The following is a 14,120-nucleotide window of genomic DNA, read 5'->3' as shown; positions in this document are numbered from 1 at the left end:
TGCGCGTACGCGTAAAGGAAAGTTGAAAAATATTTCCAGAAACGCGGCAATTGCAGAACAATGTGAGCCGGCCTGTGATTAGCAATGTTTAAATTTCTCAGGTTACATCCCGGCCTGTCTATAATAAGCTAGCCTGGACTGGAAAAATAACGAATTCAATATGAAAAATTCTTTTTCGCTGGGGCTGTTGCATGTTCAGCCTGAATTAACGGCATTGCAAACGCCCGGCTGTTATTGGGTGACCTGTGCGCGGCAGGATGACGCCCGCACTTTTATTCGACAGGTAATTTCACATCAGCAGGCCGTAACGCTGATCAGCGCTGACCAGCCGCCGCGTGATTTGCTGACGCCCGATCCCATTGGCGGACCCGATCGTATTCCGCTGTTTTCTCTTTCCAAAAGCAAAAGCAGTTTGTTGCAGCTGGAAAGCGATTTTCTGCGCACGCTCGGCAGTAAAAATGGGTTAGTGATATTTAATAGCAACGCCGCGCAATGGGATAAGCTTGATGACGCAGAATTATCCCGCTGGATAAAGGGCATGCGTCAGACTCTGCATAAAAGAAAGCTCACCCTTTTAATCGTGACCTCTGGCACCACAATAATAAATCTGAGTAATCATCTTCAGCGTTATTTTCGTCAGCTGGATGGCGTTGCGCATTTGAGCTTTCAGCAGGATAGCTGGCAGTATCGAATTAACTGGTGGTATGCCGCGAAACGCCTGCTTGCCGATCGGGCAATACGTCTGGGCTGTGAAAATGAACGCTTTTTTACCTTAAATGAAAAGCAGGAACCGCTGAGCCTCAACGATGAGCAGCATTATCTTGCGGACAACATCGTGCTCGAAGGCGCGCCGCCGCTTTCACGCCAGTGGCAACTGTTCGAGGATAACGAGCAGGTCTGGTTGCGGGCGCAGCAGGCCAATGCCGCAACGGTGATTTTCAGCCTGACCCGCAGCGAATATATCAACGAACTGGCGAAGATGGTGCACAGCCTGCGTCGTACACGCGGCAACGGACTGAAAATTGTGGTGCGCGAGATGGGGGCCAGCCTGCGTTATAGCGACGAACGTCTGCTGCTGGCCTGCGGTGTAAACGCCATCGTCCCGACCAACGCCACACTGTCGCGCTTTCTGACCACGCTGGAGGGCCTTCAGGGACAGGTGTTTAACCGTCGCGTTCCCGCCAGTCTTGAGGCGTTAACCGCTTCGTTGCAGCCTCTGCATGAGAAAGGCTACCTGCGTCTCGATGCCTTCTGTCAGTCAGTCGGCCAGTTGATCAGCAATACCCTGCTGCCGGAAAATGATAAGGGCCTGCTGGTCGCGTTGCGGCCTGTGCCACAGCTTAAGCCTCAGCAAATCCTGACGCTCTGTAAACCGCGCCGCTTTGGAGACCTGGTCACGGTACTGGAAGATCGTGTCATCCTTTTCCTCTCTTCCTGCCGCTATAACGACCTTGATAAGGCATTGAAATATATCTTTTCTCTGCCTCACGACGAGCTGTTTGCTAACCGGATGGTCTGGTTTGAGGATAATCAGATCCTCGCAGAAGTCAGCAATATTAAGAAACTGACGCCGATGGCAATTCAGGATCTGGCTCCGGTATCAGAGACGGCCCGCGCCGCCGTTGAGAGCCGGCCTGAAACACATGAACGCGCTGCACCGCAGCCCATCACTTTACTGCCGGAGAACAAAGCCTGATGAATCTGATGGACTGGGTACAAATTGCGCTACTTATTCTGGTTATCCTGCTGTTTTTAAAGCCATTATATCAAAAATGGCTACCCCGTCGCTGGAACGGCATCATGAATCGTCTGTTGCCAGCGCGCGCGCTTAAATCGGAAGGTTACTGGCAGCGTCAATCCTCTGAAACGGACAGAAAAAATTAATGAATACTGATCAACCCGCGGCGGCCTCCTCTTCCCGCTTCTGGTCCTCCTGGCGCGGACTGGGCGGCTGGAATTTCTACTTTTTACTGAAGTTCGGCCTGCTGTGGTATGGCTATCTCAATTTTCACGCCCTGAGCAATCTGGTGTTTCTCGCCTGGCTGCTTTTTCCGTTACCCTCGGCGCGCCTGCATCGCATCCGCCAGTTGATCTCGATTCCGGTTGGCATCGCGCTGTTCTGGCACGACACCTGGCTGCCAGGACTCAGCAGCATACTCAGCCAGGGCGATCAGCTGGCGGGCTTCTCTGCGGCCTATCTGCTCGACCTGGCCGATCGCTTTATTAACTGGCAAATGGTGGGAGCCGCCTTTGTGCTGCTGGTTCTCTATCTGTTTGTTTCACAATGGATTCGCATCACGGTGCTGGTTTCCCTGATGCTGATCTGGCTTAACGTGCTGACGATTGCTGGCCCGGCGATGTCGCTGCTGCCGACCCGGACGGCTACGCCACAGGTCGTATTGAATCAGACACCCAGCGGCGGCCAGCCAGCCGCCACGCCGGATGGACTGGAGCAGTCTGCGCCGCCGACCAGCGCGAATCTCACCGCCTGGCTGAACCGCTTTCATGAAAGTGAACGCCAGCGCGTGACGCATTTTCCCGACAATCTGCCCGCCGATTCGCAGCCTTTCGACATCCTGGTGATCAATATCTGTTCGCTCGCCTGGTCTGATATGGATGCTTCCCAGCTGCGTAACCATCCGCTGTGGCAGCATTTCGACATCATGCTGAGCAATTACAACGCCGCAACCAGCTACAGCGGACCGGCGGGTATCCGACTGCTGCGTGCCAGTTGTGGCCAGACCTCGCATAGCGATCTCTATAAACCTGCCGATCCGCGTTGCTATCTGTTCGACAATCTGGCGAAGCTGGGCTTTAAAGAGCAGTTGATGATGGATCACACCGGCGTATTCGGTAACTATCTGAAGGAGGTGCGCGAGGGCGGCGATATTCAGGCACCGCTGATGTCACAGGCGGGTATCGCACCAGAACTGACATCATTCGACGGCTCGCCGGTATTCAACGATGCGCAACTGATGCAGCGCTGGCTGGACGACCGCAGCAAAAGCAGCGATGCACGCAGCGCCACCTTCTACAATCTGATCCCGCTGCACGACGGCACCCGCGAACTCGGCAGCACCAAAACCGCGCCGTGGAAGCCGCGCGCGCAACTACTATTCGATCAGCTTGATGCCTTTATGACGCAACTGGAGAAGTCGGGCCGCCGCGTCATGGTGCTGGTGGTGCCCGAGCATGGCGCAGCATTGCAGGGAGATAAGATGCAGATGTCCGGCCTGCGCGATATTCCCAGCCCGGATATTACTCACGTACCGGTGGGCATTAAATTCGTCGGAATGAAGGCGCCGCATCAGGCTCAGCCATTGAACATTGATGCGCCGACCAGCCTGCTGGCCTTGTCAGAGATTGTGTCGCGCGTCGTAGATGGGCAGGTATTTAATGCCCCGAATGTGAATATGTCGGTGCTGACTGACAAGCTGCCGCAGACGCCGGTGGTGTCGGAAAATGACGGTGCAGTGGTGATGATGTATCAGGGCAAACCCTGGATCAGGCTGAACGGCGGCGACTGGGTCGCCTATCCGCAGTAACGCGTGACCGCCGGGTTGCAGAGCCGTGACCCGGCAGTTAAAGGCGGGTCAGGCGCGGCGCCTGCTCCCTGTTGAGCGCGTGGCTGTCGATGGCAGAATAGCGGCCAGTGCAGCCATTCTGCCAGTTATCAGCGCTTCTCCTGAAACGCCTGCCAGGTCAGCAACTGCAGACTGGCAGAAAAGTAGTTCTGATCCGCAGCCAGCTTATCGCTCAGATAGCCGGTTTCATTCAGCGTCAGGTCACGTACCGCCAGCAGTCCGCCCTCAAGATGGTAAGGTGCAGGGGCATTCGCCAGCACGTCGAACCAGGCGGGTGTCAGCATGCGGCTGTAACCCTGCCAGACGCGCTGAAACGGCACCAGTGCCAGACTGTGCGGGTCATACCACCAGATGTTCAGCGGCACGCGAATCGCATCGTAACTGAAGCGGTTCGAGTAGCCGACGGCCGGGGCAACCGAACCGTCGGCATTCAGTGCGACCCAGTCCATTGGCAGCCCGGTTTTACCAAAGCTCAGCTTACCCAGCAGATCAAAGCCATCGTTAATCAGCTTATCCCAGACCTGAAGATGGCTGTGTTCACCAAACTCGCGCCACGCCTGAAACAGGAAGTAAGAGGGATTGAGCACCACATAACTGACTTTGTTAAAGCCCTGCGCACCCGGCAGCATCACGGTGTGGCCGCCAAAGCTCGTGACATCCAGCCTGATAATGGCGCGCTGAATACGGTCAGATTCCTGCTGGTAGCTCTCCACCTGCCATTTCTGTGCAGCACGCTGTAGCGCCCAGGCCAGCAACACATCGCCATCCGCGGCGTTATTCTTGTCGGCGACCGGGTTGTCACTGCCCGGCACGTAGCGCCAGTAAAAAAGCTCGGTCTGCGGATTACGCAGCTGGCTGCGCGTCCACTGCCACAACCGATCAAAGGTGGCGCGATCGTCGTTGGCCACCGCCAGCAACATGCCATAACCCTGGCCTTCGGTATGACTGACGTTGTTATTGGCGGTGTCAGTGATCCGCCCTTCTGAGGTCACAAAGCGACTTTTAAAAGTCTCCCAGCCGCTGGCACTCGCCTGCGCGCTGCAGGCCAGCAGTAAAACAGAGCAGAGCCAGACCCGCCAGAGTGGATTACGTTTCATTTCCGATCCTATTGATATCGATAGTGCAGCGTGCTGCCATCGTTGAGTTCAAGCGTAACCGGCACAATGCTGCTGCCGCCCTGGCCCTGCAACCAGCCCGAAAAAAGTCCGGCCATCACCGCACCAAACGCCGCCTGCCAGTCAGCTGGAGAGTGGATGTTGTCGCCTGCCGGTAAGGCGTGACAGGCAATCAGCAGCGCCTTCTCTTCCGGCTGAAGCTGCACAAAGCCCCAGTTAAACCGCGCCAGTTGCAGATTGCACTCGCGCTCCAGATCCTGCACGGTACGCGACTCTGGCAAAGGATAGCGGTTCGCCAGCGATTCCCCCATCTTATAGAGAAAGGCTTCCGCCTCCTGCTGACCGGCGTTGGCGATCATCCCGTCAATCAGCACGCTGACCAGGTCAAACCAGCCTGGCTGATAAGGATGCGATACCCCCGAATGCTCACTCATTACTTCTCTCCGAACAGGTAACGGACATAGAGCTGTGCGCTGCTTTCGTTGTAGTCACCAAAGGTGTCATAACCCAGCTGGCCGCCAATCGTCACATCTTTATTAAGTTTGTAGTCCGCCCCGGCGTGCAGGTTGTAGCCGATGCCGTTTTTGCTGCCGCCGGAGTAGTAAGCGTCTTTCACGCTGCCGCTGGCGGCAAGGGATTCCAGCTCTGACTGCAGGCTGGCATCCGACGGGAAGTACGCGCTCTTATCCTGACTGTAGGTCTGATAACCGGCTGCACCGCCAATATTCACTTTCAGATCGTCAAACTTGCGTGAGAACTCTATCGGGAACGAGACCGACGCATAGTTCTGCGGGCTGAAGTAGCCGCCCTGACCGTAGCTGAAGTAGCTGAGGTTCTTTGAGAAGTCCATCCACGACAGGCTCATGCCGACTTTCAGCTCGCGATCCTCAGTGTGGAACGGACGGACGTAGGCACCGGCTGTTGCCTGCAGGTTGTTGTTGCTGGCGACATTCTCGCCGAGATAGCTGTACGCGCCCGCACCAGCATAGAAGCCGGCATCGCCATTGTCGTAGCTTAACAGGGCGTTAGCGCCGTTTTTGGTGACGCGTCCCCAGCGTTTGCCACTGGTTTTATCTTCTGCGCCGACGTAAGAGAGCAGGCTGTCGGTAATCGCGCGGCGCTCACCGGTCAGGATCAGCGTCAGGAAGTCGGTGAGTTTCGGTGACCACTGCACGCCACCGACCAGAGTACTGAGATCCTGGCCCAGCGGCGTACTGCCGATATCCACTTTATAGCTGTCGCCCTTCAGCGCCAGATTCAGCTCCACGCCCGAAGCGGTTTGCGAATCGGTGGTGGCGTTCGGCAGGTCATTCACCGTTGCACCGCCTGCAGCCACCACCCTGCCCTGACTCAGCGCATTGGTGCCGAAACGGCGCCAGGCATCGGCTGCGCCACTGCCCGCCGTAAGTGAGACCGGCGTGGCGGTAAAGTCGAGGCGCGCCGTTTCAAACGGCACGGTAGAGAAGGTCAGCGGCGCTTTGGCTTCCGTCAGCTTGCTCAGGCCCGACTCGCCATCACGCCCGCGCACCTGCACCATGCCCTGACTCCAGCTGCCGGTTTTTTCCTGCAGCGAATCCATCATGGTGTCGACGTCGTGCAGAATCTGTGACTGTTGAGCAACGGTTTCGCTGCCCGCGGCCGGTTCGCCCTGCGTTGTCACGCCAGCGGCAACGCCCGCCGGTGCCGCCTGCCACGGCAGCACGGTGCCGTAGCTGGATGGTGAACGTCCCACCGGCGAAGTATCACGGTTGATAAACGGATTATCCGCCAGCGCCAGTCCGCCCACGGTCGGCACGCTGCCAGGCTGCGCGCCCTGCAGGCCAATCAGCTGACCGCGCGCTGAACGCAGATAAGCCATCGCCTGAGAATGCTCGCCATTGGCTTCCGCGACCCGCGCCAGCAGCAGCAGACGATCCGGTGTCTGAGTCGTACTGTTAAGGCCGCGACTCAGCTCATTAGCGCGCTGCACATTGTTCTGCGCCAGCGCGACGTTGATGGCCCCGACGCGCGCATCCTGCGTCGGCGTATCCTGGGTCATCAGGTAGTCATAGACCACGCCCGCATCCCGGTTCATCTTGCCGTCCTGGTAGAGACGGGCCATCGCGAACATCAGATCGCGGTTCTGCGGATCCTGCTGCAGTGCACCAATCAGCTTGTCATACGCCACCGCGTACTGACGCTGCTGCCGCAGACGATCCACTTCGTTAATCAGATAGCCATTGCGAATACCGGCCAGTTGCGTTGGCGTACTGCGCGCCTGCAGTTCCGGGTTGCTGAGGAAGCGCTGCGCCTCACTGCCGAGGCCCGCCTGATTCAGTACCGTCATCTGCGCGGCATAATCGCCCGCATTGCCCTGCACGCCACGCTGCAGGTTAGTCCGCACCACCGAAACGGCGCTGGTGAGATCGCCCGCCTGCGCCAGCTTCTGCGCCAGGTTTCCGGCATCAACCGGGTTGGTGGGTGGATTAACCGTGAGCGCCTTCAGGGTATTGGCGGCGGCAGCCGTCGCGCCCTGCGCCAGATACTGGTCGGCCGTGCTCATCTGCAGATTGAAATTAACCCGCTGCGCCAGTTCACGCATCGCCGCCGTCTTCGCGTTAGCGGGAATACGCGACAGCAACGTGCTGGCCTGCTGCCAGCCGCCGCTTTCGCTGGCGTTAAGCGCACCGGCATACAGTTCGCTGGTGCTGGCCCCGTTGCGCATCACCGGCTGCATCACGTTGGCCGCCAGCAGCGTGTCGCCCTGCTGACGATAGAGCCGGGCTAAATCGAGCCGCAGCCAGCCATCCGTGGGATAACGATGAATACCCTGCTGCAGCGTCGCGATGGCAGCGGCATTGTTACCGGCCGCCAGTTGACGCTTCGCCTGCTGACGCAGCGCATCGGCTTCATTGGCCCGTGGCGTGACGCTCTGGCGTACGCTGTCCGGCAATGCACCCAGCAGCGTGTTAGCTTCGGTGCCCCGATTCTGCTGACGCAGAACGTAGAACAGTCCCTCTTTGGCGCTGCGGTTATCCGCATCGCTTTGCAGAATAGTGCGATAGAGTTGCTCCGCCTGCTGTGGCTGATTGGTGCGGCGCAGCACGTCGGCGCGGAACAGTCTGGCGGCCAGCCCTTTTTCGCCGTCAGCCTGCACCAGCGGTTCGCTTAATGTCAGCGCCTGCGCCGTGTCTCCGCTTTTCAGTGCCTGCTGGGCGCTGGCCAGCTGTGCATAAAAACGCGCATCGTCAGCCTGCTGCTGACGCGATGAACCCTGATCGCCGCCGAGCTGAGCAGACCGCTGCAGATAATCCGCCGCTTCCTGATAACGTCCGGCTCGCTGGGCCACATAGCCCATGCCCGCTAACGCATCGGCATCCTGCGGATTCGCACCCAGTACTTTTTCAAAGCTGGACTGCGCACCGCCGACGTCACCGCTGTTCAGCGCGCTGAATCCGGCCCCTTTTTCTGCGCCGCCGACGTTTTTACGGTAGTAGTCGATGACGGCGGAGTCCTGCGGATGACGTTGCTGCCAGGTCTGATAGAGCGCCGCATCTGACGGCTGCGGACCGAGCCACAGCAGCGCCTGACGCAGTGAGCGGTCGGCATCCTGATTACCGCTCGCCAGCGAACTCAGCACCTCAATGCCTTCGCGACGGGTTGTTTCCTGATAGGTCAGCGCTTTACCCAGCGCCAGCCGTGCGCCGGTGTCCTGCGGATGCTGAGCCGCAAACTGGCGCAGTGCCTCAACCGCCTGCGGCAGCAGCGTACGGTCGCCCGCCATAGTGAGATAATATTCTGCCGCGACGCTGGGTGGTGGCGCATTGCCGCTGAAGGTGTTGCGCCAGGTCTGTAACGCCGCCGGAATATTGCCGCTGCGCGCCTGCTGACGCGCCAGCGCAAGCTGCGCCTGCGGAATGGTCTGCATCTGGCGCGCGTTATCCAGCTCGCCAAGATGCGGATCGTTGGGGGAGACCTGACTCAGACGGGCGCGATACTGCGCCGCCGCCGCAGTGTCGCCACCCTGCTGTGAATAGAGCGCCAGCAGGTAGAGCGCCTGAGTGTTGTTGGGTTCAACCATCAGCACCTTTTGCAGTGAGGCTGTCGCCAGGTCGTCATGCGCTTTCTGATGCCAGTAAGAGGCCTGATCGAACAGCGCCTGCAACGCCGGGTTGGCGCTTTCCGCCGCCAGCAGCGGCTGTGACAGGGCCAGCGCACTGCCCAGCAGCAACGCCTTACGGATACCGGCACTTAACAGATTTTTTTTCATTGTTATTATCCTTACTTCCTGCCGGAATCACGGTCCTGCTTTGGGTTCAGACGTCGCCAGGCGTGACGCTTCAGCATCACCCAGGCCGCACTGCCCACCAGCGCGGAGAGCAGCATCGCCGCCACCGCCAGCAGCACCGAGTGCTGGTTGGCATACCACACCACCATCATGTACCAGGGCAACTCACCGCTGGGAAACTGCGCGCCGACGCGGAAACTGCGAATGCCGTTTTCATCGGTAATAATCGCGGTATCGCCACGAATGCCGGCGTTAATCTGCGCTGAACTCAAATCGTTATGCAGTCGCAACAGCTGATCGTCGCTGGTTGCCACCGTCATCACCACCAGCCGATCGCGGTTCCATGGCGATCGGTAGCTGAGGAAGCCTCGCCACGCTTCGTTGGAGGAGAAGTAACGATCGGCATCCAGCTGCTGACGGCTCCAGTCACCGGTCAGCCAGCCGCGTAATTTTTCCAGCGTGTCAGGCTCTTTCACCCCAAAAGTGCTGCTGGTGGCGTCATAAGGGGAAGCCGCCAGCATCGCCTGATTAAAGGCGCTGTTGCCGGTGGTGCTCACCGCCAGCAGATCGCTCTGCTGTATGCGCGCCAGATGGGTTCCGCCAGTCGGCAGGCCAAACAGTACCTGATTCTGTGTCAGCGCCAGACCGGTGGCTTTACCAGCCCGCGCCGCCAGATCCAGCAGCGTTGACAGTTCAGCATCGCTGGGCGTTTCCGGCAGCAGCAGCGTGGTCTGGCTGAAATCGGCCAGACGTGAGAACGGGAAAGAGGCACCCACAAAGTAAGAGAGGTTCGGCAGCATGCTGAAGTGACGGGTATGGCTCAGATCGATCCATGAATCCTCTTCAATCCGGCTCTTGATGTTGTTGTTCAGTAACACACCGCAGGGCGCATCAGCCCGCGGTTTGATATTGAAGTAGAGCGCCAGCTGGTTATCGCCATAGATCAGGTAGGGTTCGAGATTAAGCTGATACTGCTCCTGACGCGCATCACCGCCCAGACGGTGCCAGGCGTTCTCCAGCAGGCCGACTTTGTTCACCGTCAGATTGCGCAGAAAAGTGCCGTTAAGCATGACGTTAAGGAAGGAATTATCCTCATCGATCCAGCTTTCGGACGGGAAGCGATAGTGCAGATTGACCGGCACTGTGTCGCCATCCCACAGGAACAAATCAGGCGCGGCGCGGAAGTTAACACGCAGCGCATCATGCCAGATGCCGCTACTGGTCAGACTCTGATCTTTACGCAGCAGTTCGCTCAGTCGTACAGGGCGGTCAGTGTTAATCCAGCGCGGGGCATCGTAAGGTTTGCGGTTTGCAATAGTCTGTGCGGGGACCTGCAGTTGACTCTCATCCGTCGTCAGTGGCTGCGTCGTCAGACGGTTCGCCGCCTGACGCAACTGCTCCTCATTGTTGCCACTGACCAGCAGCAATTTGTAAACCGGATTATTGGGATTATCCACCACCTGCAACATCGGACCGTTACTGGCCGGGAAAGTCAGGGTGCCGATCCGGTCACCAGGATGACCAAACAGGATGCCGTTGTGTTCCGGCAGTTCGCCGCGCACCACCGGGAAACGGATGCCGCGATAATCACTCTGAATGCCAAGCCATGATGTCACCAGTGCCGCCGCGCTGACAGCATCGGCTGAAACATGACTGGCAAAGCCCACCGTCACGGTGGACGCCGTCATTCGCTGAGGATCCAGGAAGGGGCGCGGGAAATTACGCAGGCTGGTGCCGATATTGAGCTTCTGACCCTCAAGGTGCAGCGATGTGTTCGGCAGAATGGTGACCTGATACTGCTGTGCGCTCTCTCTTTCACACAGCAACTTGTCCGCATCATTGATTTTAAAACTCAGATTGTTCGCCGACACCACCATCGCCGCCGGAATATCCAGCTCATAGTCGCTGACATCGCTGTCCGTCGCACCCAGCGGCAGCGTGCCGAGCGGCTGACCATTCAGCATCAGTTGTAGCGACGTATTGCGTGCCGCCAGCGCAGCTGAGACGCGCAGCGTCAGATTAAGTCGCGCATTGGTGATGACTTCATCGCCGGGCAGGGTAAAGGTGATGCCCGACTGAAGCTGGCCGCCGGTCAGCGTGATGCCGCGCGACTGGCCCATCTGGGCCACTGAAATAACACTACTGATTGGCTGATTGATGGCAGCCGCGATCGGCGGCTGCGCTTCTGCAACCGCTGCAGCTACCTGACCTGGCGCGTAGGGCAGCGCACTGGCGGCCGCTTCCAGCGCGGGATCGGCACTGCTCAGGCCCTGCGGCAGTGGCACCGCGGACAGCGCGCTGCTGTCCTGGGTCACCGCGCCGGTGGCGGCCATCGGCGCGGTGGTCTGGGCAGAAGCCGCCGCCTCACCGGTCGATGACGCGGTCTGAGGCGTTGAGGCCGCGTCACCGGTCACTGAAGATGGCTGAGTTTGTGATGTCGCCTCGCTACCTGGGGCGTAAGAGGCGTTCACCGGGGGTGCCATGGCATTGGGTGATGCACTCTGAAGCGCCGATGCCGGTGCAGATTCTGCGGACGGTGTCGCAGATGGCGCATTTGCCGCTGGTGACACTGACGGCATTGCAGACTCTCCACCGCTGACCGGGGCGGCTACCTGGTCTGAACCTGCCGTCTGGGTGGAACCATTATTTATGGGTGCCACAGATGCCGCATCGCTGGCCGGAGCCTGATTTGTCGCGGGTGCACTGACGGTGGCATCGGCAGGCTGCATGCTGGAAGCAGCATCAGACGGCATCGGAGCCGGACTGTTTACCGGCGCACTGGCAGGCTGCGTGGTGGAAGCAGCATCAGGCGGCGTCGGGGCTGAACTGTTTACCGGCGCACTGGCAGGCTGCGTGGTGGAAGCAGCATCAGACGGCGTCGGGGCTGAACTGTTTACCGGCGCAGCACTGCTGTTATCAGCAGTAACCGGCGTTTCCGCGCCAGCGGGCGTCAGCCATAACGCTGCGGTCAGTGAACTGACCAGCAAAGTTTGCGTCAGGATCTTCATGCCGCCCCATCCTCTTTCGCCGCCGCGGCAACCGGGTCGACATTTTTACGTTTATCGTGGCGGCCTTTCCAGGTCAGCCAGAACAGCTCAAAGACGGTACGGATAATAGTGCCCAGCGAAATCAGCGGGTTGTCCTGCTTATACTCCGGCTGAATCCAGGCATCAGCACGAGCCAGCACCACACGGACCAGTTCGCGACGACGCGCCAGCGGCATCGCCTCAAAGCGCAGACGGATGCTCTCATCATCGCCGGAAATCTGACTGACCGGGATAGTGATCGCGCCGGATTTCAGCAGCAGATCAATCTCTTCAATCTCATCAGTTTCATGACGTCCATCGGGTGCATCAAGCTGCGCGCCGCCCATCGAAAGGTTGCTGGTCTGGGTGCGCGATGAAATGCCGCTGGCGTAATGAATAATCGCCGGGATTTGCACTTCAACACGGATGGTTTTACGCACCTGCTTGGTTTCGCGCGCCACGGCAATTGCCGCCATCAGAATGATCAGGCTGAAGATCGCCCAGCCGACGTTGAGCGCGATAACGTAAGGATCGACGCCAAAATAGTCATGCATCACGGCGCGCACCACGCCGGCTACAATGCCAATGCCCAGCAGCAGCGCCACAATCACATGCGGACGCACAATGTGGAAATCGAAGAAGCCCTGATCCAGCACGCCGCCTTTATCGGTCACGTTAAACTTGCCATGTTTTGGCGACAGCAGGGTCAGAATGGTCGGGATTACCAGATGGAAGCACATCACCGTCTCATAAATTTCACCCCAGAAGGTGTAACGGAAACGGCCATTCATCCGTGAGTTAACGTAGAGCGACATCACCAGATGGGGCAGCACATAGGCAAAGATCAGCGAGGCCGATGAGTGAATAATATTCAGGTTAAACAGCAGGTAAGCCAGCGGTGCGGTCAGGAAGGCAACGCGTGGCAGGCCAAACTGGAAATGCAGCATGGCGTTGAGATAGCAAAGACGCTGCTGCCACTTCAGGCCACGGCCAAACAGCGGGTTATCGACGCGGAAAATCTGTGTCATGCCACGCGCCCAGCGGGTACGCTGAATGATATGCAGGCCCAGACGTTCTGTTGCCAGACCGGCAGCCAGCGGGATCGACAAAAAGGCTGAGCCCCAGCCCAGTCGCTGCATTTTCAGGGCGGTGTGTGCATCTTCGGTCACGGTTTCAACGGCAAAACCGCCAATCTCTTCCAGCGCTGAACGACGGATAACCGCACAGGAGCCACAGAAGAAAGTGGCATTCCAGTTATCGTTACCCTGCTGCACCGGGCCATAAAACAGCGAGCCTTCGTTTGGAATGCTGCGTGCGGCGCGCAGGTTACGCTCAAAGGGATCGGGAGAATAGAAGTAGTGCGGCGTCTGTAGCAGCGCCAGCTTCGGATCTTTCAGGAACGGTCCTACCGTTGCCTGCAGGAAGGTGCGCGTCGCCACGTGGTCGCAGTCGAAGATGCAAATCAGCTCACCTTTGGTGATTTTCATCGCATGGTTGAGGTTCCCGGCTTTGGCATGTTTGTTGTCGTCACGGGTGATATAACCCACGCCGACATCCGCCGCAAAGCGGGCAAACTCGCTGCGCTTGCCATCATCCAGCAGATAGACCCTGATTTTGTCACGCGGGTAGTCGATACACTGCGCCGCGAGTACGGTGTCGCGCACCACATCAAGACTTTCATTATAGGAAGGCACATAAATATCGACCGTCGGCCACAGGCTGGTGTCGTCCGGTAAGGGTTCGATGGTGCGTTTTAATGGCCAGGTGGTTTGCAGGAAGCCAAGAATTAAGATCAGCCAGACGTACAGCTCCGCCAGATATAAGCCAATGCCTAAGATAGCTTCAACTTCGGAATTAAAGTGCAGCGTCTCGGTGGTCCGCCACCAGATATAGCGGCTGGACATCAGCGCAGAGAGAACCACCATCACCACCGTTATTTTGCGGCTCTTGCTGAAACCCAATAAAAACATCATGCCGATGCTGATCAGACCAAAAATATACTGTTTCTGGCTGTCCATTGGCGTAATGATGATCACCGCCGCAACGGGTGCAAGCACCAGCAGCAGCAGGTAAAACCCGATTTTACTCATGATTCACCCTGAGAAGAGCTGTGTAAGTCAGTCGCCTG

8 protein-coding genes are annotated in these 14,120 nt (G+C 58.3%); 3 read left to right on the top strand and 5 right to left on the bottom strand.

Going from position 1 to position 14,120, the window contains the following annotated elements; translation table 11 throughout:
* The first annotated feature begins 160 nt into the window (after positions 1–160).
* Genes bcsE through bcsG form a run of 3 tightly spaced genes read left to right on the top strand, consistent with a single transcriptional unit; the run spans position 161 to position 3,545 of the window.
* Positions 161–1,696: a cellulose biosynthesis protein BcsE gene (gene bcsE / locus PAG01S_RS17030; RefSeq protein ID WP_062759450.1), complete on the top strand. Its 1,536-nt coding sequence runs from the start codon at positions 161–163 to the stop codon at positions 1,694–1,696.
* Positions 1,696–1,884, top strand: coding sequence for a cellulose biosynthesis protein BcsF (bcsF, locus tag PAG01S_RS17025; RefSeq protein ID WP_022624843.1), 189 nt, complete (start codon positions 1,696–1,698; stop codon positions 1,882–1,884). Before bcsE ends, bcsF begins: the two co-directional genes overlap by 1 nt.
* Positions 1,884–3,545 (top strand): cellulose biosynthesis protein BcsG, encoded by a 1,662-nt coding sequence (gene bcsG, locus PAG01S_RS17020; RefSeq protein WP_022624842.1) that lies wholly within the window; start codon positions 1,884–1,886, stop codon positions 3,543–3,545. The genes bcsF and bcsG overlap by 1 nt, the downstream gene beginning before the upstream one ends.
* Positions 3,546–3,673: 128 nt before the next feature.
* Here the strand turns inward: bcsG and PAG01S_RS17015 are convergent, their stop codons facing one another.
* From PAG01S_RS17015 to bcsA, 5 genes are read right to left on the bottom strand one after another with little or no spacing between them, the layout of a single operon-like run.
* The gene (locus tag PAG01S_RS17015) at positions 3,674–4,681 is read right to left on the bottom strand and encodes a family 8 glycosyl hydrolase (protein WP_031590334.1); all 1,008 of its coding nucleotides are present in this window, start codon (positions 4,679–4,681) and stop codon (positions 3,674–3,676) included.
* An 8-nt stretch (positions 4,682–4,689) separates the two neighbouring features.
* Entirely contained in the window at positions 4,690–5,133 is a 444-nt protein-coding gene (gene bcsD, locus PAG01S_RS17010) for a cellulose biosynthesis protein BcsD (protein WP_033759423.1), read from the bottom strand.
* Positions 5,133–8,948: a cellulose biosynthesis protein BcsC gene (locus PAG01S_RS17005; protein ID WP_062759449.1), complete on the bottom strand. Its 3,816-nt coding sequence runs from the start codon at positions 8,946–8,948 to the stop codon at positions 5,133–5,135. Before PAG01S_RS17005 ends, bcsD begins: the two co-directional genes overlap by 1 nt.
* Before the next feature lie 11 nt (positions 8,949–8,959).
* Positions 8,960–11,974: a cellulose biosynthesis cyclic di-GMP-binding regulatory protein BcsB gene (gene bcsB / locus PAG01S_RS17000; RefSeq protein ID WP_062759448.1), complete on the bottom strand. Its 3,015-nt coding sequence runs from the start codon at positions 11,972–11,974 to the stop codon at positions 8,960–8,962.
* The gene (gene bcsA, locus PAG01S_RS16995; RefSeq protein WP_010671648.1) at positions 11,971–14,082 is read right to left on the bottom strand and encodes a UDP-forming cellulose synthase catalytic subunit; all 2,112 of its coding nucleotides are present in this window, start codon (positions 14,080–14,082) and stop codon (positions 11,971–11,973) included. Before bcsA ends, bcsB begins: the two co-directional genes overlap by 4 nt.
* Positions 14,083–14,120 lie beyond the last annotated feature (38 nt).

Source organism: Pantoea agglomerans NBRC 102470 (genome assembly GCF_001598475.1).
Classification (GTDB): Bacteria; Pseudomonadota; Gammaproteobacteria; order Enterobacterales; family Enterobacteriaceae; genus Pantoea; species Pantoea agglomerans.
This window is presented reverse-complemented; position numbering and strand designations above follow the sequence as displayed.

What these genes read in the sequence shown, in the direction of transcription:
- bcsE (WP_062759450.1), top strand. Translation starts at nt 161, where the DNA reads ATGAAAAATTCTTTTTCGCTGGGGCTGTTGCATGTTCAGCCTGAATTA.
- bcsF (WP_022624843.1), top strand. Translation starts at nt 1,696, where the DNA reads ATGAATCTGATGGACTGGGTACAAATTGCGCTACTTATTCTGGTTATC.
- bcsG (WP_022624842.1), top strand. Translation starts at nt 1,884, where the DNA reads ATGAATACTGATCAACCCGCGGCGGCCTCCTCTTCCCGCTTCTGGTCC.
- PAG01S_RS17015 (WP_031590334.1), bottom strand. Translation starts at nt 4,681, where the DNA reads ATGAAACGTAATCCACTCTGGCGGGTCTGGCTCTGCTCTGTTTTACTG.
- bcsD (WP_033759423.1), bottom strand. Translation starts at nt 5,133, where the DNA reads ATGAGTGAGCATTCGGGGGTATCGCATCCTTATCAGCCAGGCTGGTTT.
- PAG01S_RS17005 (WP_062759449.1), bottom strand. Translation starts at nt 8,948, where the DNA reads ATGAAAAAAAATCTGTTAAGTGCCGGTATCCGTAAGGCGTTGCTGCTG.
- bcsB (WP_062759448.1), bottom strand. Translation starts at nt 11,974, where the DNA reads ATGAAGATCCTGACGCAAACTTTGCTGGTCAGTTCACTGACCGCAGCG.
- bcsA (WP_010671648.1), bottom strand. Translation starts at nt 14,082, where the DNA reads ATGAGTAAAATCGGGTTTTACCTGCTGCTGCTGGTGCTTGCACCCGTT.